The 22,286-nt window shown below is 42.9% G+C and carries 22 protein-coding genes; 10 read left to right on the plus strand and 12 right to left on the minus strand.

The features are described 5' to 3' along the window. Positions 1–167: 167 nt before the first annotated feature. From BTO10_RS00175 to BTO10_RS00200, 6 genes are all read right to left on the minus strand, one after another. A complete protein-coding gene (locus BTO10_RS00175) occupies positions 168–1,022 on the minus strand; it encodes a hypothetical protein (protein ID WP_105023127.1) in 855 nt (284 codons plus the stop codon). After that, on the minus strand, positions 1,022–1,876 hold the full coding sequence (locus BTO10_RS00180) for an ABC transporter ATP-binding protein (protein ID WP_105023128.1): 855 nt from the start codon (positions 1,874–1,876) through the stop codon (positions 1,022–1,024). Before BTO10_RS00180 ends, BTO10_RS00175 begins: the two co-directional genes overlap by 1 nt. Beyond that, positions 1,873–2,244, minus strand: coding sequence for a GntR family transcriptional regulator (locus BTO10_RS00185; protein WP_004740059.1), 372 nt, complete (start codon positions 2,242–2,244; stop codon positions 1,873–1,875). The genes BTO10_RS00180 and BTO10_RS00185 overlap by 4 nt, the downstream gene beginning before the upstream one ends. 228 nt (positions 2,245–2,472) lie before the next feature. After that, complete coding sequence (locus tag BTO10_RS00190; RefSeq protein WP_258096926.1) at positions 2,473–2,751, minus strand: hypothetical protein; 279 nt, start codon at positions 2,749–2,751, stop codon at positions 2,473–2,475. Between the two features lie 282 nt (positions 2,752–3,033). Further along, entirely contained in the window at positions 3,034–4,977 is a 1,944-nt protein-coding gene (locus tag BTO10_RS00195) for a putative bifunctional diguanylate cyclase/phosphodiesterase (RefSeq protein WP_105023129.1), read from the minus strand. Between the two features lie 110 nt (positions 4,978–5,087). Further along, on the minus strand, positions 5,088–5,645 hold the full coding sequence (locus BTO10_RS00200) for a hypothetical protein (RefSeq protein ID WP_105023130.1): 558 nt from the start codon (positions 5,643–5,645) through the stop codon (positions 5,088–5,090). Between the two features lie 534 nt (positions 5,646–6,179). On the opposite strand from BTO10_RS00200, the gene BTO10_RS00205 reads away from it, so the two are divergent. Both BTO10_RS00205 and BTO10_RS00210 read left to right on the plus strand, forming a co-directional pair. After that, positions 6,180–6,869, plus strand: a complete 690-nt coding sequence (locus BTO10_RS00205) for a response regulator transcription factor (protein WP_105023131.1) — start codon at positions 6,180–6,182, stop codon at positions 6,867–6,869. Next, positions 6,862–8,211 (plus strand): sensor histidine kinase, encoded by a 1,350-nt coding sequence (locus tag BTO10_RS00210; RefSeq protein WP_105023132.1) that lies wholly within the window; start codon positions 6,862–6,864, stop codon positions 8,209–8,211. The genes BTO10_RS00205 and BTO10_RS00210 overlap by 8 nt, the downstream gene beginning before the upstream one ends. A gap of 106 nt (positions 8,212–8,317) precedes the next feature. On the opposite strand, the gene BTO10_RS00215 is transcribed toward BTO10_RS00210, so the two are convergent. Continuing rightward, on the minus strand, positions 8,318–8,854 hold the full coding sequence (locus BTO10_RS00215; RefSeq protein WP_105023133.1) for a GNAT family N-acetyltransferase: 537 nt from the start codon (positions 8,852–8,854) through the stop codon (positions 8,318–8,320). A gap of 223 nt (positions 8,855–9,077) precedes the next feature. Between BTO10_RS00215 and BTO10_RS00220 the strand changes: the two genes are divergently transcribed. Both BTO10_RS00220 and BTO10_RS00225 read left to right on the plus strand, forming a co-directional pair. Continuing rightward, positions 9,078–10,352: an HD-GYP domain-containing protein gene (locus tag BTO10_RS00220; RefSeq protein WP_105023134.1), complete on the plus strand. Its 1,275-nt coding sequence runs from the start codon at positions 9,078–9,080 to the stop codon at positions 10,350–10,352. Between the two features lie 111 nt (positions 10,353–10,463). Beyond that, positions 10,464–10,769, plus strand: coding sequence for a hypothetical protein (locus tag BTO10_RS00225; RefSeq protein ID WP_105023135.1), 306 nt, complete (start codon positions 10,464–10,466; stop codon positions 10,767–10,769). Between the two features lie 125 nt (positions 10,770–10,894). Here the strand turns inward: BTO10_RS00225 and BTO10_RS00230 are convergent, their stop codons facing one another. From BTO10_RS00230 to BTO10_RS00245, 4 genes are all read right to left on the minus strand, one after another. After that, positions 10,895–11,344: a PTS sugar transporter subunit IIA gene (locus tag BTO10_RS00230; RefSeq protein WP_008217330.1), complete on the minus strand. Its 450-nt coding sequence runs from the start codon at positions 11,342–11,344 to the stop codon at positions 10,895–10,897. Next, positions 11,341–12,597, minus strand: coding sequence for a PTS ascorbate transporter subunit IIC (locus BTO10_RS00235; protein ID WP_004740069.1), 1,257 nt, complete (start codon positions 12,595–12,597; stop codon positions 11,341–11,343). Before BTO10_RS00235 ends, BTO10_RS00230 begins: the two co-directional genes overlap by 4 nt. A gap of 10 nt (positions 12,598–12,607) precedes the next feature. Next, entirely contained in the window at positions 12,608–12,877 is a 270-nt protein-coding gene (locus BTO10_RS00240) for a PTS sugar transporter subunit IIB (protein WP_004740070.1), read from the minus strand. Between the two features lie 285 nt (positions 12,878–13,162). After that, positions 13,163–13,639, minus strand: a complete 477-nt coding sequence (locus BTO10_RS00245) for a hypothetical protein (RefSeq protein ID WP_008217326.1) — start codon at positions 13,637–13,639, stop codon at positions 13,163–13,165. Between the two features lie 423 nt (positions 13,640–14,062). Between BTO10_RS00245 and BTO10_RS00250 the strand changes: the two genes are divergently transcribed. The 4 genes from BTO10_RS00250 (at position 14,063) to BTO10_RS00265 (ending at position 17,534) form a co-directional block, all read left to right on the plus strand. After that, positions 14,063–14,683 (plus strand): hypothetical protein, encoded by a 621-nt coding sequence (locus BTO10_RS00250; protein WP_105023136.1) that lies wholly within the window; start codon positions 14,063–14,065, stop codon positions 14,681–14,683. Positions 14,684–15,126: 443 nt separating this feature from the next. Then, complete coding sequence (locus tag BTO10_RS00255; protein ID WP_004740074.1) at positions 15,127–16,335, plus strand: NupC/NupG family nucleoside CNT transporter; 1,209 nt, start codon at positions 15,127–15,129, stop codon at positions 16,333–16,335. A gap of 298 nt (positions 16,336–16,633) precedes the next feature. Continuing rightward, entirely contained in the window at positions 16,634–16,903 is a 270-nt protein-coding gene (locus BTO10_RS00260; protein ID WP_105024216.1) for a hypothetical protein, read from the plus strand. A gap of 22 nt (positions 16,904–16,925) precedes the next feature. Then, positions 16,926–17,534 (plus strand): class I SAM-dependent methyltransferase, encoded by a 609-nt coding sequence (locus BTO10_RS00265; RefSeq protein ID WP_105023137.1) that lies wholly within the window; start codon positions 16,926–16,928, stop codon positions 17,532–17,534. Positions 17,535–17,644: 110 nt separating this feature from the next. On the opposite strand, the gene BTO10_RS00270 is transcribed toward BTO10_RS00265, so the two are convergent. Beyond that, the gene (locus BTO10_RS00270; protein WP_105023138.1) at positions 17,645–18,820 is read right to left on the minus strand and encodes a DUF3541 domain-containing protein; all 1,176 of its coding nucleotides are present in this window, start codon (positions 18,818–18,820) and stop codon (positions 17,645–17,647) included. Between the two features lie 285 nt (positions 18,821–19,105). Here BTO10_RS00270 and BTO10_RS00275 point away from each other — a divergent pair, with 285 nt between their 5' ends. Continuing rightward, a complete protein-coding gene (locus tag BTO10_RS00275) occupies positions 19,106–20,467 on the plus strand; it encodes a diguanylate cyclase (RefSeq protein ID WP_105023139.1) in 1,362 nt (453 codons plus the stop codon). Between the two features lie 157 nt (positions 20,468–20,624). Then, on the plus strand, positions 20,625–22,262 hold the full coding sequence (locus BTO10_RS00280) for a DEAD/DEAH box helicase (RefSeq protein ID WP_105023140.1): 1,638 nt from the start codon (positions 20,625–20,627) through the stop codon (positions 22,260–22,262). Positions 22,263–22,286 lie beyond the last annotated feature (24 nt).

Genomic DNA, 22,286 nt, shown 5'->3' on the forward strand with positions numbered 1-22,286 from the left:
AAGCAAACCTCTTACACAGTTAATCTGTTACCTAGCATACTCTCTACTTATTACAACGATTCCACACCCAAGCTCCAAACAGAAACTACGGGCAATAAAAAAGCTCCTGATTTCTCAGAAGCTTTGATTTCATTATTTACGCATCACGCGATAGGCTTTGTAACCTGTTATTGGAACAGTGTCTTTAGGCTTACATCGTCCGTTCTGTTTAATTTAAGGCTCAGTAGATAGCCACCAATACCAAGCAAGACGTAAATACTCAAAGATAAGACAGAGACGTCAGAGAGTGCACTGAACGGGTTACTTGCCGTAAGTACTTTCATCGGTAGTGAAGCGATAACAGAAAAGAAGTCATTGATGCCATAGAAACCGAACAGTGCGATAGCCAGCCATTTGATTGCAAAGCTTGAAACAAACATGACAAGCAATGGCGAATTAACCAGCTGCGAGATCGCCAGTGTCATTGTCGCTAACGGTAATAGCACCAAGGCAACTAGCAGCATTCGAGCAAAGAATACCAACCAATTGGTGATCACATAAAATAGTGATTGCTGTTCTACTAATAGCGCCAGTTGTTGTTCGCTAGATACGTTTAGAATCCAGAATAGAACATCGGCAAATAGAACTAATAGGGCGCAGATAGCGGGTATCACCACTAAACCAAAGCCTAGCTTCACACCGTGAGTCAGAGCATTCGATACCGGCATGCTTCTCCAAAACATTGAGCTGCCTTCTTGGCGCTCTTTACGCAGTGTTTTTGGGATATACAGCGTTGAAAGCAGCAGTGAAATTAAGCCCGCGCCAAAGTAGAGCACAGAGTTAAGGTCTTGTGCAAATTCTCTATGGATGTCGCTCACATCGCCGTTAACTTCCATCTGGAAGAAAAACTCATGTTGTGCCGCGCCATTAAAGAACAGACTCACGAACAGTAACAAACCACACAACGCAACGAATAGAGGTAATCGAGTATTGATTTTGTGCTCGATAAGTTCTTTTTCTAGCATATAAAAACTTGGGTGCATTATGCCTTCTCCGTCTGTGTTGCAAGGAATAGGTCGGCAAGACCAACGTTGTAGATGTTACCTAGTGATTCAACTTGTGGTTTGTATTGACCTTCCAATAGCCATTTAGTCGTTCCTAATCCCTGTTGTGAAGTGAGTGGTTTCAATTTTTGAATGTCGCTAGAGTGGTTGTTAGCAACTTCGATAATGAAGTAATCACTTTCGATATCTTCCATACTCTTCTGCAGCACGCAGCGGCCTTGTTTGAGAATAAGTACATCTGTCAGTAGATGTTCGATCTCAGAAACCTCATGGCTAGCAATGATCATCGCACGCTCGCCATCGTGGAACCATTCCAACAGGTGGCGGTAGAAGGTATCTCGGTAAATCAAATCTAGGCCAAGTGTTGGCTCATCCAAGATCAGTACCTGAGTGTCAGTTGCGATGATGATCGCAAGGTGAACTTGTACTTTCATCCCCTTAGAGAGCTGTTTGATCGTGGAAGAGAGTTTAATGTTCGTGCTACTCAGGGTTTGCTCGGCTTTTTGTCGGTTGAAACTCGGGTGTACGCCTTCGGTGTAACGAAGTAGTTGTTTGATGGTCATCCATTCAGGGAGCACATTTACATCAGAGATGTAAGATAGGTGCTGCATTAGCTCTGCATGCTGGTGGATTGGGTGGTAGCCGTTGACTTCGATTTCACCTTGGTAGTTATGCCCACCAAGTAGTGACTTGATGAGAGTCGATTTACCAGCGCCATTATGGCCAAGTAAGCCAAGGATTTGGCCAGGTTTTAGTTCGAAGCTGATGTTCTCTACACCCACTTGATTCGAATAAGTTTTAGTGACGTTTTTCGCGGAAAGTAAAGTACTCATGACTTGTCCTTTATATGTTGTTCTAGCTGTTTCACGAGTTCTTCGACACTCATATCAATGATGCCTAGCGTCTCAGCGATGGCTGGGATCTGTGTGTTGATGAAAGTTTGGTGTGCGGACTCTTTTAGTTTTTGAAGTGCACCTTCGGCTACATACATACCTTGGCCTCGCTTCTTTTCAACTAAGCCTTCATCAACCAGTAACTGGTAGCTTTTCATGACGGTAAGGTGGTTGATTTTAAGATCAGCAGCAACAGCGCGCACAGAGGGCAGGGCTTGTTGCTCTAGCCAAATACCTTGCAGAATCTGGTCGCTGATCTTAGTGGCAAGCTGCCTAAAGATCGGTTGGTCGTCTTTCCATTCGGTCATAATTAAAACTGCATGGTGATATATATGTGTATAACACTAACCTTTTTATTCGTATTGGCAAGACTTTTATAAAAATTACTAGAATATTTTTATGGTTTTGTGCTTGGTAAAAATAAGGTTTTATATGGGGTTTGGTACCGTTAAGTTTATCTGGTACGTTGTACATTAATGACAAAAAACTGGTCTGGTTTATCAAGTATTTGCAAATAACCATCATCATCTATGCGATTATCTTGAATATGCCGATGCGATGCTTGAACATAAGCCCCATGCATCTTGTGAGTTTGGCTCGTCTAAATCTACCGCTTCCGTACCTAATGAAAAGCCACCACCTACAACAATATTATTCGATAGGGCTTTACTATAGCCAAAGGTTGCCAGCTCTTGATTCCCAATAAATGTCACACCGGCCTCAATAGAGTTGTCGCGGTCACCTGCGAGTGCAGACAATGGAAAGCAAGCTGTAACAACAGCGAAGGCAGGTAAGATTAAGTGGTTCTTTTTCATGATTTTCTTTCTCATTTTGTATGGACGAAAGCAGTCTACAAAATATCGAAGCTCAAATATGAGTCGCTAAAAGTCACATTTGAGCTGAACAAGAATTGACATAAAGATCGGGTAACTAACTGAAATATTGAGACAAAGGCGAGATTTTATGAGTGAGAAGCATACTGCTGATGAGTGTTAATAGATCGACATGTTCAAGCCGGTTATTAGGCCAAATACACGATGTATGAGCCTATACTCGCCACTATTATTCACTCGCCATTTCAAGTGAATAACACTGACTTATCGAAGGAATAAAAACTTACTTTCGACTTCATTTGAAGGGATTGGTTTACTAAACAAGAACCCCTGCAGATATTGGTATCCACAGTCGACCAAGAAGTCCTTCTGCATTTCTGTCTCAACACCTTCCGCGACCACTTTTAGCCCTAACTTGTCACAGATAGCTTGGGTTGCTTGAACAATGGCTTTGCTGCCTTTGTGTGACCCGTGCACAAAACTCTTATCAAGCTTAACGGTATTAATAGGTAGGTCATGCAACATAGATAGTGAAGAGTAACCAGTACCAAAATCATCCAGATGCAGCTCCACACCCAACTTGGCAATGTCGCACAACGCTTGTCTAACTTCGCCATGTTTGAAAATCATGGATGACTCAGTGATCTCAAGGGCGATGCTCTGAGGTTGGATATTGTAGAAGTTAAGCATTGCAGACAGTTGGTCTGCAAAAGTTGCATGCATTTGAATACTGGAGATATTGATACTCATCATTAGCTGGTTATCAAATTCTCGGTGCCAAATGGATAGCTGCTTAAGTGCGGAGTTGAGCACCCACTTTCCAAGCGGAACTATCTGACCTGTTTCTTCTGCTAGAGCGATAAACTCGTCAGGTCTAATGTCCCCTAAATCTTTATCTGACCAGCGTAGCAGTGCTTCAAACCCTTTCACTTTATCACTGCTGGTATTCATGATCGGTTGGTAGTGCAGTGCGAGAGCCTCATTCTCTAGAGCACGAGCTAAGCGATGGCGAATTTCTACTTTTCGATGAAGCGCACGAGCTAAGCTAGGGGTGAAAGTTTGGAAGCGGTTACGTCCGTTAGCTTTTGCCATGTGCATTGCCATGCCCGCTTGTTTTAGTAATGACTCTTGGTCTATGGCGTTATCTGGAAAGTTTGCAGTACCAATGCTGCAACCTACAGAAAGAGTACCAATTCCACTGATGTGAAAACTTCGGTTTAATGCATCAATAATGCGTGTGCAAAGCAGTGGGATGTTTTGGTTTCGACAGGCGTGAGCAATCACGATGAACTCATCGCCACCAAAGCGACCAATCATGCAGGTTTCATCAACTAGTTGTTTTAGGCGTTCACCGACTTGTTTTAGCAGCTGATCTCCCACGCTATGCCCATAGGTGTCATTGACGAGCTTAAAGCCATCAAGGTCAACAAACATCAACTCAAAAGGGGAACGGTAGGCAATACTGGTTTGTAGTAAGTTGGTGATCCCTCTACGGTTATGAAGTTCTGTTAAGCAATCGTGTTCCGCGTTGTACCTGGCTTTTATCAGCTTTTCTTTTTGCTTGGTGGTACAGGTTAGGTCTAACAGTAGCTCACTCTTGTCGAACAACCACTTGCCTTGAACGTCAAAGTGATGGGTTTTGTCACCTATAGTACAGCTCACTTCTTCAAGGATCTCTTGCCCCGTTCGTGCTGAAATTAGCCAATGGGCTGCGGTTTCTTCGCTGGAAAGAAAATCGGAGAGGGTGGTAAAGGGTGAGCCATAGTTTTGATTAAACGCGGAGTTAGTGCTTACTATCTTACCTGAGCTGTCAAATAGTAGAGAAAGGTTTGCTCCGTCTGAGTAAGCGAGATCGTGTTTAAGACTGCCTTCTTCGGCAACCACTTGAACTAACATGCCGGTTCGAGCATCTGGTAAAGGAATACCAGAAAACTGGCACAGTGCGCGTTTGGCTATGTATTTGGGGGTGAAGTTCCACCATGTTTTAATGCTTTCACCACGTAGAAATTGTCTTTGATACTCTTCGAGAGTTGCCTCTATTGCCTTTGACATCTCGACACTAAAGTCGCGTGATGTCAGTTCAAACAAAGATTCCGCCTCCCACAAAGGAAGAGCACTTTGGTTTGCCCATGTGATTCTTTTGTTATCGATGTCATATATCCAAATAGGGCATTTTAGGTACTCGAAAGATTGATAACTTGTCATCATGCTGGACTCTACGTGAGGAAGTTTTAGTTGGATGCCACCGAGTAGGCAGCCTACTTCGGTGACTTATTAATACAAATCAACCCCTCTCCATGTTAGTGAGAAAGGCGTGTTTATAGGTTTAATGAGCGAATAATCTTAGTCACTTTCCCTTCCGGAGTTGTCTCGATGATATAGCCTTTTTTATCATCGAACATTTCACCATCAATAAAGTGCCATCCATTTGGTTTCTTTATGATTTCCTTAGGGAAGTTCTCATCAAACATAGAATGATTTGGATAGACCGTTTCGATAGCTTCGAATAGGAGCTGGGCTTGGTCTTGATTCGCTAGGGTGAAGTCTTTTTTTAAGCACATGGTTAATTCAGGCAGTGGCTGAGTCGTAAACGGTTCAGTGACGGTACCTAATACACCTTTTTGTGAGTAGAAACGGTATGAGCCTGAGCTGCTTTCACTGCCATCTGGAGACTTGATATAAGGCGTCGCGCTGTAGAATTCACAGTCAAAGACCATTTTTTGAATAATGCTGCTTTGCGGAGCGACCTGAATATCAATCCAAGAACTCACTTGAGATTGAATCTTTTTTATCGTTTCTTGCTTATCCGTATCAGCAAGTAAAGGTGCTGAAAATAAAGCAGATGTAGCCAGTAACAGTGAAAGCGGTTTATTCATTTTAAGAGGGGCCCTCTAAGGAGTGATTAAATGACAAATTACAAAGCGATCTATTGACGTTGTGAATGTTACTTGAAGTGGTAATGACTTAATAGGAAGGAATGGGGGAACAAGAAAGGAAAGTGCTGATGAGTGAAACAGGTAATCGGTTTCCTTTAGTGGCTAGTCGAATTTTCTGGTTTTTTAATCTAAATGGAGTCTGTTTCTTGGTTTTATAAACTGTGGTGTAACTGGTTAAAAGATGGTTGATTTGATTGTTTTTTGTAAACAATCTTAATGTAAGTGTAGGTAAGAAAATAAAGCAAGTGTAAGCGATTAGGATGGAATACGACATTAAACGCAATCGGTGTCATTTTGCGGAGCCTATATAAATCGAGGCTTGCAGACGACCTGATGTCTAATTTTGTAAACGTAGATGTACAAATATGATCATTATGTTTTGCGTACGGTAAACTCTTGACTCTAATAACAATATTGATGATATATGACCAGTATATATACTGCCCACGCTTTTAATAAATACTGGTGATAGATATGTCGAAAACCAAAGTACTCATTGTCGAAGATGACCAAGAGATCGCTCGTTTAACCACACTCTACCTAGAAGCGGAAGGGTATGAAGTGAGCGTCGTTCATGAGGGAAACTTGGCACTTGAAGCTATCCGAAGTATTGAACCTGATTTAGTGCTGTTGGACCTTATGCTACCAGGTATGAGTGGCGCGCAAATCTGCCGAGAGGCTCGTGAGTTTTACAATGGAATGATCTTAGTGCTGACTGCCTCTGCAGATGAAATGAGTGAAGTAAGCTTATTTAAGTTTGGTGCTGATGATTATGTCGCTAAGCCGATACGAGGGCATGCATTGCTGGCCCGAATCGAAGCTCTATTGAGACGTGCAACGCCAGCTACAACAAAGGTGGAAACGGTGTCAGAAAACCAGTGTGAGATCGTTATCAATAGTGCAGCCCAAAGTGCCACTTTATACGGACAAAACTTGAAACTCACATCCGCAGAGTTTGAGATTTTGAACCTTCTTGTTAAGAATGTTTGCCAAGTCGTTACCCGAGACCAATGTTGCCAATTATTCCGAGGAATAGATTACACGTTTAACGATCGTTCGATTGATATGCGTGTATCTGGTTTACGCCGAAAGCTGCGCGTTCACGCAAAAGACAAACAGTTAATACGTACGGTACGTAATAAGGGGTATATGCTGGTTGCTTAAATTTATTAAAGAGAAGCTTCGCTCTGTTTCGATGTTTGCTCGGCTCTACCTTGGTATTGTTACAGGGATGTCGACGACAATCTTTTTGTTCCTACACCTTGGTGAAGGACATATGCGAAGAACAGAGATTGAGACTTTTCTCAATGATGGGTTGTACTTTGTTGAACAGTATATCCAGCATCGCGACAAAGAAGATTCGCTCTACAAGGAACTCGATAGAACAGGTCACCAACAGTTTTTTATTTTCAATTTACGCCTGTTAGAGAATTGGTCGGGAGAACCTCCTTGTCAACGATGTGAGTTACATACCATCTTAAACGGTGTGCCTATTTACCTCAACGAAAACAATTGGTACTCGGCTGTGTACCAACTGCCGAATTCCAAGTTTAGCTTTGCATTTTGTGAAGTAGGGGACTTCTTTTCTCCTGAAATTGAATGGTATGAGGATTCCGAGCGGCACTTTTTACTTGGACTTCTGCTCGCGGTCATCATTGCGATTGGAGCTAGTGTTTACTTACCGGTTAGGGGCTTTCAAGAGAGGATTGAGTCGTTAGTTGAGAAACAGAAACAGTTTGGTAAAGGTAAACTGAGTACGCGTTCTGAGACTGAATATATTCATCCTGTTTCCGAGTTGGCTAGCAGTTTTAATTGCATGGCTGAAGAGATAGAAAGTAAGGTGAAAGAGAGCCATATATTTGCTCAAGCAATTCCCCATGAAGTTCGTACGCCGTTGAGCCGAATACAGTTAGCGACTGACATACTGAGACGAGGAGCGCCTGAGCAGCATCAAGCACTTTTTGATGATATCGATACTTATGTCGACGATATCAACGAACTCACATCAGAGATCATTATGCTCTCGAAGTTGAATGTTATGGACAATTCCTTCTTCGAGTTGGTGAAAGTAAGAGCGAGCTTACTTGAATATTGTTTAGACCGGATTCGCTATTCTGAGTTGGACAATGTGACTTTTGAATCAAAGGTGAATCAAGACAGCACGATAAAGTGTGATTGCTCAATGGCTCGCTTGGTGTTTGATAACATCCTTAAGAACGCTGGCAACTACACTAAAGACCATGTTTGGCTGACTTTGGATGAAAACTCAGAAAGTTGGTTAGTGGTCGTTGAGGACAATGGGCCTGGTATTCCTGAGGAGCGTCGTGATGAAGTCTTTGTTCCATTTTCTAGATTAGACTCGAGCAGAAGCGCTTCAACCGGCGGTTTTGGATTGGGGCTTGCCATTGCAAACTCTGCGGCTAAGAAGTTAGGTTGGAGTATCAAGATCGATGGTAGCAGTTATGGTGGGGCTAGATTCACGATTGTGATAGCTAAGGCGGCTTAACCGTTATTTATCTTTATTGAATCTACACTCGTTTAGGAAAAACAAAAGCCATGGTTTGAACTGACACCGATTAGTTCAAACCATGACTTTTTTTAACCGGAAACGGCTACTGTTTTGAACGGTGAAGACCATAGATTGCGTGGTCAACGATACGACCGTTTAAGTTCTCGCTGCGTGTAATGATGCCTTCTAAATTGAATTGTAAGCGCTCACAAACCTTGCGGCTGCTTTGGTTCTCAACGGCGGCAGATATTTCAACTTTCTCCATATTTATTTCATTGAAAGCTATATCAATCAACTTTTTAACCACGCGCGTCACAATTCCCCTTCCTTGGTATGGTTCAGACAGCCAATAACCTATCGTTACTTTTTGCATATCATGATCAATGGTATTGAAACTACAGTTACCAACGATATTGTTTTGGTACACTATGGCACAGGTCATGCTTTTACCTTCTGCGTAATCGTGTAATGAGCGCTGCACGAAGAGCCTAAAATCTTGTTCGGTTTTACAATGTGGCGGCCATGCAAGCCACTGACTTAAATACTCATTTTGACTTTGTGAGATTTCCGCGTAGTGAGAGGCGAAACGCTCTTCAACCAAAGCAATAGACAATTCGTCATCGATAACTGTTTTAAACATGCATTTCCTTTTTTGACTGTTCAGTTGAGTGGATTTTAGTCGGCAAAACATGATGTCGCATGTTTTTTAATATGCAACCATTTGTAGCGCGATTTTTCCGTGATACGTAAGATCTATCACGAAACTCATTAAACCTTACATTAGTTGTGTATATAAACATTAGCTATGCATTAGTATTGGCAGCCTAACTATATAAGAACAATAAAAATTCTAGGCTTAAGTAATGAATCAACATTGCCAAGACGTAACCGTAGACCTTAGAAAGGCTCTATTTGGTATAGCTAAGGCGCTTGATAACGTAGGTTTTGAAAGCAAAAATCATGGGCAACGAGTCGGTTATATCGCTTACCGCTGTGCCCTGAGTGTGGGCTGGGAAGAGGAACAAGCACAGCTTGCGTTCTCGTTAGGGCTTATTCACGATTGTGGTATATCCCAAGTTGATGAACAGCTCAGTTTGGTCTCAGGTTTTGTCCCTGATTCCACCCACCACCATTGTCAGAAAGGCTACCAAATATTAAAAGAGTGTCCCGTACTTTCCATATTCTCTAAACCAGTGCTTTATCATCATACTCCTTGGGTGGAGCTTAAAGCGCTACCTATTAGTGAATTAGAGAAAGAACTGGCCGCGATTGTCATGCTTGCCGATAGGGTTGACTATCTCTATGGCATTACCTCTTCCGATCGCTATGGCAACCTCACCCCAGATGGAAAAGTGAGCATTATCGAACGTTTGACTGAGCAAGCGGACGAGATGTTCGAAACTAACCTTGTGCAACATATGTGTGAGCTTGTCGACTTGGACGATTTCTGGTTCTCGATGGAGATCCCTTACATTGAAAACATGAGGGATAATTTTGAGCCCGTGCCATTCTTTTCTCAACAAATGTCGTTGGATGAAACGGTCGCTTTTGCAGAGTTTATTGCCAATGTGGTGGATACCAAGAGCTCGTTTACCTTTAAGCACTCGTTGAAGGTAGGACAGCTTTCAGAGTATCTAGCTAAGCAACTGGGTTACTCATATACAACGCAGCGTAAGCTCTATCTAGCAGGGTTAGTACATGATATCGGTAAGCTGCAAACGCCAAGTGATATCCTCCACAAACCAGACCTACTCACTGATGAGGAGTATTGCTGTATTAAGCGCCATGCAACGGATACAAGGTTCGCACTGCAAGAGTTGTTCAGTTCACCTCAGATTTTTGAGTGGGCGTCGAATCATCATGAAAGGCTAGACGGTTCTGGTTATCCAATGGGTAAAACAGCAGAAGAACTGGATCAGCCCAGTCGAATTGTAGCGGTTGTCGACGTGTTCCAAGCATTGACACAATCTCGCCCGTATCGAAAGGGAATGACACTGGAAGAGACGATGGCGATTTTGACTGAGCATGTTGAGAACGATAAGCTCGATCGTGAAGTGTTTGAGTGTTTGAAGAAGCACGCTCAGTATTGTTTTGAGCTATCGACGGATAAGTGGGCTTACCCGATTTACGAAACGTGATCATCTTAGAGCAGTTCTAATTCTCCCTCTTTTCATTCGCGGCGCTTACAATGACTTACAGTGATTGAGCAAGGCTACTGATATGGTTGCAAAAACCATTAAAGGAATAAGATGTTGAGAACGAAAATCATAGTGCTAGCTTTGGTTGCCGCTTTGTCAGGTTGTATGGATGAAGATGGTTACGATGAAGCGGTTTTAGAACAACTTGTCGACCGACAAGCGAACATTGAAGATGTGACGAAGAAACTAGGGCAGCCCGATCGCATCATCAATAATGATGGTTCTGTGGCTTATATTTATGAATATGAGCGCGATCTTCTCGCTTTTACGTTTTATAACGGGGAGTTGTTATTCAAAGAAAGAGCCGCCAACGACGGTCTTTATGATTTTAAGATGATCAAACCAAGTGTTCAGTAATCGGTAAGTACAATCAATCGAGTTTGATGAACAACGGGCATTGACTAAACAGAGACAGAAAAGCGATAGCCGAGGCTATCGCTTTTTATTTGGGGGCTTATTCGCTCAGGAGCAATATAGCGAGGTTAGTATCGCTTTAAGATCTCGATGATCTCTTGCTCTGTTTCTGCAGCGATAATGGCATCAATGTCATCATCATTTTGGAACAGCTCTGATAGCGCCATGATGGTATGGATATGGCTATCTGAATCCATTGCCGCCAGAGTGATGGAAAGGTAAACGTCACCGTTATCTTCCGACTCTAAATCAACACCTTTTTTGAATACTGTCACCTGAAGTGATGCTTCGTTTACACCATCTTCAGGGCGAGCATGAGGCATTGCAATCTTTGGAGCTAGAACATAGTACGCGCCAATGTCCTTGTGCTTTTGTTTGATGGCTTCAACGTAGCTTGCTTCAATCTTGTTGCTCGCTAGTAGTGTTGAACATGTCACATCAATCGCAGCATCAACCGTTAGGTTTTCTTCAGAGTTGATGATAACGCCTTGGTTACCGACTAAATCGAATAAACTCATGAAACAATCCACCCTAGAATCAGACCAACCACTCCGAAGTCGAAGTCAGCAAATGTTGTTGCTTCAAGGCCAAGTCCGCCAAGAACAGGAAGCAGTAGCATAGGCAAGAAAGAGATACATAGACCTTGAGTGAATGAACCTAGAATCGCACCACGTAGACCGCCAGTTGCGTTACCGTAAACGCCCGCTGCACCACCTACGAAGAAGTGAGGAACAACGCCCGCTACAATGATTGTCCAGCCAAGTGCGCCTTGTACTGCCATTGCTAGTAGGCCAGCAGCGAAAGAACAAAGGAAACCGATAAGTACCGCATTAGGTGCTACAGGGAATACCATTGGGCAGTCTAGAGCCGGTTTTGCACCTGGTACTAGCTTGTCTGAGATACCTTTAAATGCAGGAACAATTTCAGCAATCAACATCTTCACACCTTGAAGTACGATGTAAACACCGCCGGCAAACACAAGAGACTGCATGAATGTGAACACAACCCAGTTTTGACCATTTGAAACGGTTTCTACGAACTCACCGCCAGCGACAATCGAAGCAAACATGAAGAAGATTGCCATGGTTGTTGCTACTGCGACAGGCGTGTCACGTAGGAACATTAGGCTCTTAGGCACATTGATGTCTTCAGTTGTTTTTGAGGTGTCACCGAACTTGCTGCCAATGAAACCAGATACCAGGTATGAGAATGTTGAGAAGTGACCCATCGCTAGTTGATCGGTACCCATTACTTTCTCTGTGTATTTCTGAGCAAGTGCAGGCATGATAACCATCAGTGAGCCCACAATGATCGAACCAATTGCGACTAGAGCCGTACCCTGAATGTTCGCTGTAGACAGGATAACGGCAACCAGCATAGACATGAACATTGTGTGGTGACCTGTTAAGAAAATATATTTTAGAGGTGTTAAACGAGCCAATAAAATATTCACAACGAATGCGAAGAACATAATTAGAGCCATTTCATAACCGAATGCTTCTTGTGCTAATGCCACAATTGCTTCGTTATTTGGAATAACACCACTTACGCCGAATGCTTCAGTAAATACTACTGAGAAGTTATTTAGGGCACCAACTAGTGCACCAGCACCAAAACCTAAAATTAGGAAACCCATTACGGTTTTAATTGTGCCTTTAAGAATGGTGGAAATATCTGCTTTCTGTGCAACCAAGCCAATGAAAGCAATTAAACCCACCATGATTGCTGGCTCTTTTAATAAGCCAAGCATAAACTCGAAAAAGTTTTGCATAATTTTGACCTTACATGAAAGTTTTTAGTTGTTCTTCGATTGATGCTTTGTCAAAAATATTTTGTAGACTGATGATGTTTTCTTTACCTGCTTCTTTCAGTTGATTCGCAACGTCAGTTGCAGCAACCCAGATATCCGCAGTGCTTGATGCTGCAGAAGATAGATCTTCGTGATCAACTTCAGCTTCAAAACCAATTTTCTTAGCCACATCTTTCACTGCCATTTCCATCATTAGAGAAGTACCAAGGCCGTTACCGCAAACTACAAGAATCTTTTTCATAATATTTGTCTCGATTGGATTTTAAGGTTTGAGAAACTTCGTTCTCTTATTGTGTGGGAGCATATTAATGGAAATATTGAGATTTCAATAAGACTTGAGTCACAAAGTCAAAATGAGATTGTGACGCAGGTCTCTTTAAGTTGCGCGAGAAATTCAGAGTGGGATCTTGATCAAATTAAGTTCTCACTTGAATATGCGACGTCTTTTATTTAGATAGGGAGGAGGATCTTTATGTGGATATTAGAATATGAATCTTGAAAGGTTTAGCTGAGATTAAATATTGAATTAATCGTATCTTCCGTAATCGGTAAGCATTTTCTTAAGCATGCTATTAACGTCTTTAGTCTTTTTACTTCTTTTAGTTAACTGGCTTAGAGAAGTTGGTTTTGATGCTTCAAGTTTATCTTCATCAATATCTTCAACTTTGTCTTTCATTTTTTGTACTGCTGGCAATAGCATTCTAATTTCTTCATTGTCAGCATTTGTTAACACAACAATATTTTCAGACTCAACTTGAGTAATGGTTAATATTCCGTGTTTAACCGATTCAACCTGTTCGCCAATCATAATTGACTCAGGAGCAACCGAACGATCAGTTAGTTGACCTGTACGTAATTTAGCCGCACTGATAGCTCGAATATTTCCGGTGTTTTCAAACGCAACGATAACAGTATGAGTATTATAATATTCAACTACTGTCACATAACCGTGTCTATTTGTTTTGAATTTAGCTCCAATGTTCATATCGTGCGGAGCTTCCATTTTCTTCACGTGTTTCCTCTCTTAGTCTCAAAGGCTGTTATATCTGATCAGCTCTATTAGTATTTTATAGATATTATTTGGTGAGATACCTACAAAGTATATACGCATCTAAACTTAAGATGAATCTTGAAGTCACGGTAAATGAGGTAGAGCACAGAAAACTGCTAATAATCACACAGAATTAACTAAGCGCTTACTTGGTGATTTACATGGTTTGAACATATTTTGTTCATTTCATAACTCTCATTTACAAGGGCTTGTTAGTTAGCATTTTATTGATTTAGGTATCAATAAATTCAACCTGATATGTGAGCTAATTTATAGAAATAAAGACCATATAAATTATTGGTTTGATGAATATTTACGGGGCGAGGCAATGTTTGTTAGAACAGCCTATTCAAAACAATAAGATAGGTAAATCTAATGAAAAAACTCGTCAGTTTGCTGCTCGCTGCAGTATCTCTAGGGCTTTCTGGCTGTGCAACAGTATTAACCGCAGAGCAGAGTGCGCCTCAACTCAACGAAGTCCCGCAAGAAAAAGCACTGACTATCGCAGTGATCGACAAGCGCCCTTATGTTCTTGATCAAGACAAAGAGCCAAAGTTCGAGGGCATCATTCGTAGCTCATTAGGTATTCCTTATACTTACAACACGGCGACACAGCAGCCCATGTCTCAGTTTTTAACTGACAGATTGGTAGCAGGTTTGAAAAAACAGCAAGTAGCCGTTGAGTCGGTAGAAACGACACCGGAAGAGGATATCACCAAGGTGGCTGAGCAGATGAAAGCGTTCAACAATAAATCAATGATGTTCGTCTTGAATGAATGGAAGTATGACTTCCACGCGTTCACGGACAATTCTTGGTACAACGTTAATGTGATTATTTATGATGAAGCGGGCAAAAAGTTACTCAGCAAAAACTTCCAAGGCGAGAATGATGTGCCTGATGGCGGTGCAATCATCAATGAGATGCAACTTATTTATAAACAACGCTTCGAAGAAATCTTCCAAGACACTGAAGTGAAAAGTGCATTGCTAAACTAATCACTTTCGTTTTCTATCATATTTTGAAAAAGCCACGCTCTGTGGCTTTTTGTTTTAGTGTGACTTGTACTTATCCTATTTATTACTAACAAAGTGAATTATCGCGGTAATTAGTTCGTTTTGTATATTTTGTGACCGCGCGATCGTTTGCGTTAAAAAATGTGATGAAAGTCTCAATCAACTGTTTATACTTCTCTTCCGGTTTTAAGCCGGTGCTTAGCCAATACAAGCCGTCACATGGATATGTGAATGACCCCACGGACCGGACCAGCTACGTTCCACTGCTTGTATAAGGTGATTTTTACATGAACAACTCGTTGTTACAGTCGCTAACTTTGTTGGCCCCTTCATCGCGTAGCGTTTTGCTTGCGGTTCTTTGTCCTGTTCCTTTGATGTCATTCGCTTGGCTCATGTTCACTCTATAAGGATTACTAGGACACATTATGAATATTCTATTTGGTTTTGTCGGTGTTATTGCACTGATTGCTTGCGCGTACCTGCTATCTGAAAGTCGTTCTTCGATTAACTGGAAAACGGTGATTCGTGCACTACTACTTCAAATCGGCTTCGCAGCTTTAGTTTTGTATTTCCCATGGGGACAGTTAGCGTTAACAAGTCTAAGTAATGGTGTTTCTAGCCTGCTTGGTTTTGCTGATGCGGGTATTGCTTTCCTTTTCGGTGATCTTGCTACTGAAGGTTTCATTTTCGCGGTTCGCGTACTTCCAATCATTATCTTCTTCAGTGCTTTGATCTCTGCGCTTTATTACTTAGGCATCATGCAGAAAGTGATTCAAATCTTAGGTGGAGCGGTGCAAAAACTGCTTGGCACAAGTAAAGCTGAATCTCTGGTTGCGACTGGTAATATCTTCCTTTCTCAGGGTGAGTCTCCTCTTCTTATTCGTCCTTTTTTAAAGTCTATGACTCGTTCTGAACTGTTTGCTGTAATGGCAGGTGGTATGGCATCGGTAGCTGGTAGTGTGCTTGGTGGTTATGCAGGCTTGGGTGTTGAACTTAAATACCTTATTGCTGCGAGCTTCATGGCGGCTCCGGGTAGCTTGTTAATGGCGAAGATCATCGTTCCTGAACGCAGCACACCGAGTGACTACGACCACATTGAGCTAGATAAAGCTGACCAAAGCAACGTAATTGATGCATTGGCTAGCGGCGCAATGAACGGTATGAAGGTTGCGGTAGCTGTTGGTACGATGTTGATTGCATTTGTGAGTGTGATTGCCATGGTCAACACTGGCTTAGAAAGCCTAGGTGATACGTTCGGCTTTGCGGGTATCACGTTGCAAGCTATCTTCGGTTACCTATTCTCACCACTAGCATGGCTAATCGGTATCCCGAGTGATGAAGTATTAATGGCGGGTTCTTACATTGGTCAGAAGATCGTAATGAACGAATTTGTTGCTTTCATCGACTTCGTTGAAAACAAAGCGCTACTGTCTGAACACAGCCAAGTGATTGTGACATTTGCCCTGTGTGGCTTTGCTAACATCGGCTCTATTGCGATTCAACTGGGTTCTATCGGTGTAATGGCACCAGAGCGTCGCGCAGAAGTAGCGAACCTAGGTTTGAAAGCCGTCGCTGCTGGTACGCTAGCAAACCTAATGAGTGCATGTTTAGCGGGTATCTTCATCCTGCTTTAATCTAGATTGAGCAAAAGCCGCTAGATTCAGTCAAAGCGGAGACCTTGTTTACGGAGTTTACGTAAAGAAGGTCTCCGCTTTTTTTGTGTCTATTACAAAGTCGAATGGGATAAGGACTAGGTTTTTCGTGCTGTAGAGTGCGTAAAGCTTCACTCTGAAGAGTAATAGAGCAAGCCTCTTTTATCCTATATACTTGAATATTATTAGGTTGCGATTAGCAGTATGCGGTTTCGAGTAGCGATGTTTGGTACCGATGAACAATAGTGGCAACCAAATTCAACAAATTAAAGGTCTTCCCATGAACATGCGCGTTCTCATTGGTCTTATCACCACCTTCATTGGCTTATTTGCGATGGTTTATCTTATTGCTGGTGGTGAACAGTTTCCTATCTCTCAGTGGCCAAAAGAAGCTTATCTCGGTTTGGTATTTAGTGTTGTCTGGGGCGCAGGTGTAGCAGCATCGGCAGCGTATTTCTTCTCAGCACTGGTGTTCGCGACCGTTGCCGCGGTTTGCTATGCCATTGGCTACAAGATCGGTGGTTTATTTACTAACGACTCTGAAGTCTGACTATGTCGTTGAGTTGCGTGTAATGCATTGGCGCGATCGTTTTAAGGTGTATTGGTATCACCGAAAGCAAACCCATCGTTGGAAAGGGGACAGAGCAAAGTCTCTAGGTTGGACCAACGAAGAGAGCCAATTTTGTCGCTTCGAAGTGATCGCGCGCGCTACAGACTTTGAGAAAAAAAGTGTTTTGGATTTAGGGTGTGGTTACGGAGATCTGTTTGAACTACTCGACAGCATTTATCGTCTCCAATCATACACAGGTGTTGACCAGCACTCTGGCTTCCTTAAAACGGCCAAGCAAAAATACACAGAAGATCGATGCCAATTTATTGCAGGTGACATGAGCAAGATGCCTCTTGAAACCCATGACGTGGTTATCGCTAGCGGTTCATTGAATTACATTTGTCGAGATTCTGATTACCTGACGAATATGATTACTCGGATGTTTGACCTAGCAAATCAAACCGTCATATTTAACCTTCTTAACTCTAGCCAGTACCCTTCGCGCAATACCTTGATGAGTTATCACCCCCAGGGCGTCTATCGCTTCTGTAAAACGCTGTGTGACGATGTCTCTTTGATTGAGGGATACACCGAAGGTGATTTCACTATAGTGATGAACAAGGCTGTCTGAGCGTTTTAGCGTTATGCTTCGTCTGTGCTATTCATATGTGTCAGGTATTAAAAAGCCGCATGCCTTAAAGGTGTGCGGCTTTTTGGTTTTTGTCGTCTGGCTTAAGTGTTCTATTTATTCTCAACAAGCCCGTAAGGAATCGTTTTAAATACCTTTGGGTTTCCTTTGAAGGTTGGTGCTTCATTCACCTGTTGCCAGTCAAGTAACATGATTGCCAATACGTTGCGGTGCTCTCCGTATTCAAGATCAAAATCACCGGTGATTGAAGGGATCATACCGCGCTTCTTATCAATCGAGGATTGGATAGCAAGTCGAGTCTTCTCTACCACTGGATCATCTTCAAGGCCTGCCAATAGGAAGGTTAAGCCAACCTCGGCAATAACATCTTCTTTCGTACGTAGCAGGATAGTATCGATGTTCTCTCTAAAGTAATCGTAGATCCATTGGTGTTCTTGTTCGCTGACTTGATGTTGATAGTACTCAGAGTCACCGAAGATGACGTGTGTCATGCCGTAAATCTTATTGCCAAACTGCTGGCTAGAGAGCTTTTTATCTTTGTCGTCAGGGTAGGCTTTTTTAAAGGTTTCTACGAACTCATCAACGACATCTTGCTCACCCAGTTGGCGCAGCCAATAAACCTGATTAGCGAGCTGAGCTGCCCACGCTTTCACCATGTCTTCATTGGTGACATAACGAGAAAAGTCATAGCGACGAATGATTTCGCGTAGTTTGGCGTCGTTCTTATGCTCTAAGCCGTATTCATTGGCACGGGCCATGGAGCCCAGAAGCTCTACGCCAAGGTAGAGGTACTCGGGCATATGTTTGGTAATGTTGTAACGTCGTACGCTACGCTCATCGTCATCGCCGACATAAGAAGCCACTCGTTTTTCTGAATAGAGAACGATCTGCTCCATGGTATGGACGTCATTAGACAGGCTGCTGAGCTTACTTGCCACGCGAGCCATATCGCTCCATACCGCTGCTGCGTATTTATCATCTAATGTTTGACGATACATGCGCAGTCCGTAATGCCCCTCTTTAAAGGCTGGAAGCGTGTAAAGCTGGCTTTCATAGGTCTGACGAATCAAGTCGGCGGATTGTTTGAAAGATTGTTCTTGAGAGTAGAGAGATTCAGCTTGCGATTGAACAGCAGCTGGTACGCTTGTTGCGTTATGGTTCTCTTGTACGTCAATAGCCTCGTTTGTTTCAGAGGAAGCTTGTGCGTGGAACGCAATGGCAACAGAAGTTGATAACAAGGTGCACAGAGTGAGAGTTTTTAACTTCATATGAGTAAAGTACCAAGCTGATTAATCGTGAGTATAAAATAACACTGATGAATCCTTTAATGTAAGGTTTGGGTCAATACAATGTAAGCTTTATAAGGCTCATTTAGGTTTTTTGATTGGGTAATCAGTGTAGTTAACTGGCTATGAGTGATGAATGACTCAATAATGAATGTAGACCAGACTTAAAGTATGGATTTTTAATCGCTTGTCGGCATACTGAAAAAACAAGCCAGAAATGAGCCGATTAAAGGCAGTAAACAGAACAATAGTGTTAGAGGTTCTCGAATGCCAAGTCGTTTTAGCAAGGAGTGGCCTGCCAAAGTATTATCGTTGTTATTCTTCTTTGTTGTCGTGAGTGCAATTGAGCATTTTCACGCCAAGCAATTGACCTTTCTTAAAAATGAATCGTATTCGGTCGCCAAAAAGCAACTCTCCATTATTCGATCTCGCATAGAAGCGACGATCGTGTCAGACATGTATATTCTCAATAACTTCTCAACACTTGTGACGATCAATCCTAATGGAGACCAAAAAGGTTGGGACCAGATTGCTCAGAACATCATTCGAGATGGCTTCCACATTCGCTTAATCGGCCTCGCTGAGAACGATGTACTTAATTTTGTTTATCCACTGGAAGGCAACGAACAAATCCTAGGTATTGACTATCGAGACCATCCAACCCAATGGGAGTCGGTTGAGATCGCTCGCAACATAGGTAACACCTTTATTGCGGGCCCTTTTGAGCTGTTCCAGGGTGGGCAAGCCTTAATAACAAGAACCCCTATCTTTAGAGATCCTCCTTTTAACCAAAACTATTGGGGCGTATCGAGCGCGGTTATCGACCTAGATGCACTGTTAGAAGATGTAGGTGTTGGCAAAATTGAAAACAAATATAACTTAGCCATTCGCGGTACAAACAGTGCCGGTAAAGATGGTGAGGTGTTCTATGGGACGCAAGAGGTGTTTAGCAATGCCTTTACTACCGAACAAGTTAACTTTCCTTATGGGGGATGGTACTTAGCACTATCGGGTAATGAACATGTGCTAATGGATGTACCTTGGTATCGAATTCAAGCTGTTAGGCTCGTGGGCTACACCATAATGTTGATGCTTGCGATTGCCTTTATTGCGATTTATCGCCTATACCGGATTGCAGATAGTCGCTCGATGCATGACGAGCTAACGATGCTGCCAAACCGCCGTTACTTTATGTATAGCCTTAAGCAAGCATTCAGAACCGTACAGAAACAGCCAACGAAAACCTTTGCAGTGGTGAACATCGATCTCGATGGTTTTAAGGCGATCAACGACACCTACGGGCATGCAGCGGGTGACAAGGTGTTAGTTGAGTGCGCAAAGCGAGTTAAGGGTAAGCTACGTACTTCTGATATTGTCGCACGAATTGGCGGGGATGAGTTCTTGGTTCTACTACCGCGTATTATTGATGAGCAACATGTGGCATCGATTACCAAAAAACTACAAGATGCAATCTGCGAAACGCCCGTTGTTTACGAGGCGCACTCTATTTATCTCAGAATCAGTGTCGGTTGGGTGATTTATAACGACAGCTATAGTGATGTCGATGGTCTTTTGAAAGCCGCTGATGAAAAAATGTACGACCAGAAGCGTCAGATAACCCAGAGATAATCTCAGTTGCGATTAGAATTTAGTTGCTGAATGTGGGGAAAAGCCTCAGAATACCGCGCTTTGCTCCGTATCAATGATTTGATCAGCAAAAGCTGCAGCGGCACCCTTTTATCATTTGTCGCTCGTACTAAATGTTATTCAACTGAGAAAAGAATCTATGAGTTTTACCTCCCTTGGCCTTTCAGAACCAATCCTTAAAGCTATTGAAGCACAAGGTTACGATAAGCCATCACCAATCCAAGAGAAAGCCGTGCCAGCTGTCCTGACGGGCAAAGATGTAATGGCCGCTGCTCAAACAGGGACAGGTAAAACTGCTGGCTTCACGCTACCTATTCTTGAATTGCTGTCAAAAGGCCCTCGTGTTCGTCAGAACCAAGTGCGCGCATTAGTATTAACACCGACTCGTGAACTTGCTGCACAGGTGAATGGCAGTGTTGTTAAGTACGGTATCAATCTACCTTTGACTTCGAGTGTTGTATTCGGTGGCGTAAAAATTAACCCTCAGATGCAAAAACTGCGTAAAGGCAGTGATGTGCTGGTGGCAACACCGGGTCGCTTGCTTGATCTATACAACCAAAATGCTGTGCGTTTCGATCAACTTGAGATCCTAGTCCTAGATGAAGCGGACCGTATGCTAGACATGGGTTTTATCCGCGATATTCGTAAGATCTTGGCTTTCTTACCTAAGAAACGTCAGAACCTACTGTTCTCTGCAACCTTCTCTGATGATATCCGCAACCTAGCGAAAGGCTTGGTTAATAACCCGGTTGAAATCTCAGTAAGCCCTGCAAACTCAGCGGCGAAAACGGTTGAGCAGAGCATCTACCCAGTCGATAAGAAGAGAAAGAGCCCAATGCTTGCGAAGCTGATCAAAGACAATGATTGGCGTCAGGTGTTGGTATTTAGCAAAACTAAGCACGGTGCTAATAAGCTAGCTCGTTTCCTAGATGAACAAGGCATTACTGCTGCACCTATTCATGGTAACAAGAGCCAGGGCGCTCGTACTAAAGCGCTAGAGAACTTCAAAACAGGTAAGGTTCGAGTATTGGTTGCAACTGATATTGCGGCTCGCGGTATTGATATCCCACAATTACCTCAAGTGGTTAACTTTGACCTTCCACACGTATCAGAAGACTATGTACACCGCATCGGCCGTACAGGCCGTGCTGGTGAAGTTGGTAAAGCAATTTCATTGGTTTGTGCAGATGAAGTTGGTGAGCTTTTCGCAATTGAGCGCTTAATCCAGCAAGTGTTAGAGCGTCGCGAGCTGGAAGGTTTCTCGCCAGTTAATAAGCTACCTGAGTCTCGCTTGGATACGCGTCCAATTAAGCCTAAAAAGCCGAAGAAAGCGAAACAACCACGTGAACATGTGGATGGCCAACGCTCGGGTGATAATGCTCGCGGTCATAAGCCTGCAGGCAAGAACAAGCGCCATGTACCAGGTACAGGTTCTGCGCCAAAACGTAAACCTACACGCGCTAGGAAGCCAGCTGAAAACGGTTCAACTGCTGCGGGTGAAGAGAAGTCAGTAAGAAATAATGGCAGTAACTTCAAGCCTGGGAATACAGGTAAGAAGCCAGCTTCGAACCAATCTAATTCACCAAGCCACTCGGGTTCACAGAGTCGTTCAGGTTCAAAAAACAACCAAGGTAAGCCGACAAGCTCTGGCAAGGCGAAGAAGTCTGGATACGGTGGTAGTTACGGACCGAGTAAGTCATCAAACAAGCCATCAACAAATAAGCCTTCGGCGAATAAACCGTCTCGTTCTCGCTCGAAGCCAGCATCTCAAAAGTAAAACTAGCACTATATGAACTGAGGG

The sequence above is a fragment of the Vibrio chagasii genome (genome assembly GCF_002954585.1).
GTDB lineage: Bacteria > Pseudomonadota > Gammaproteobacteria > Enterobacterales > Vibrionaceae > Vibrio > Vibrio chagasii_A.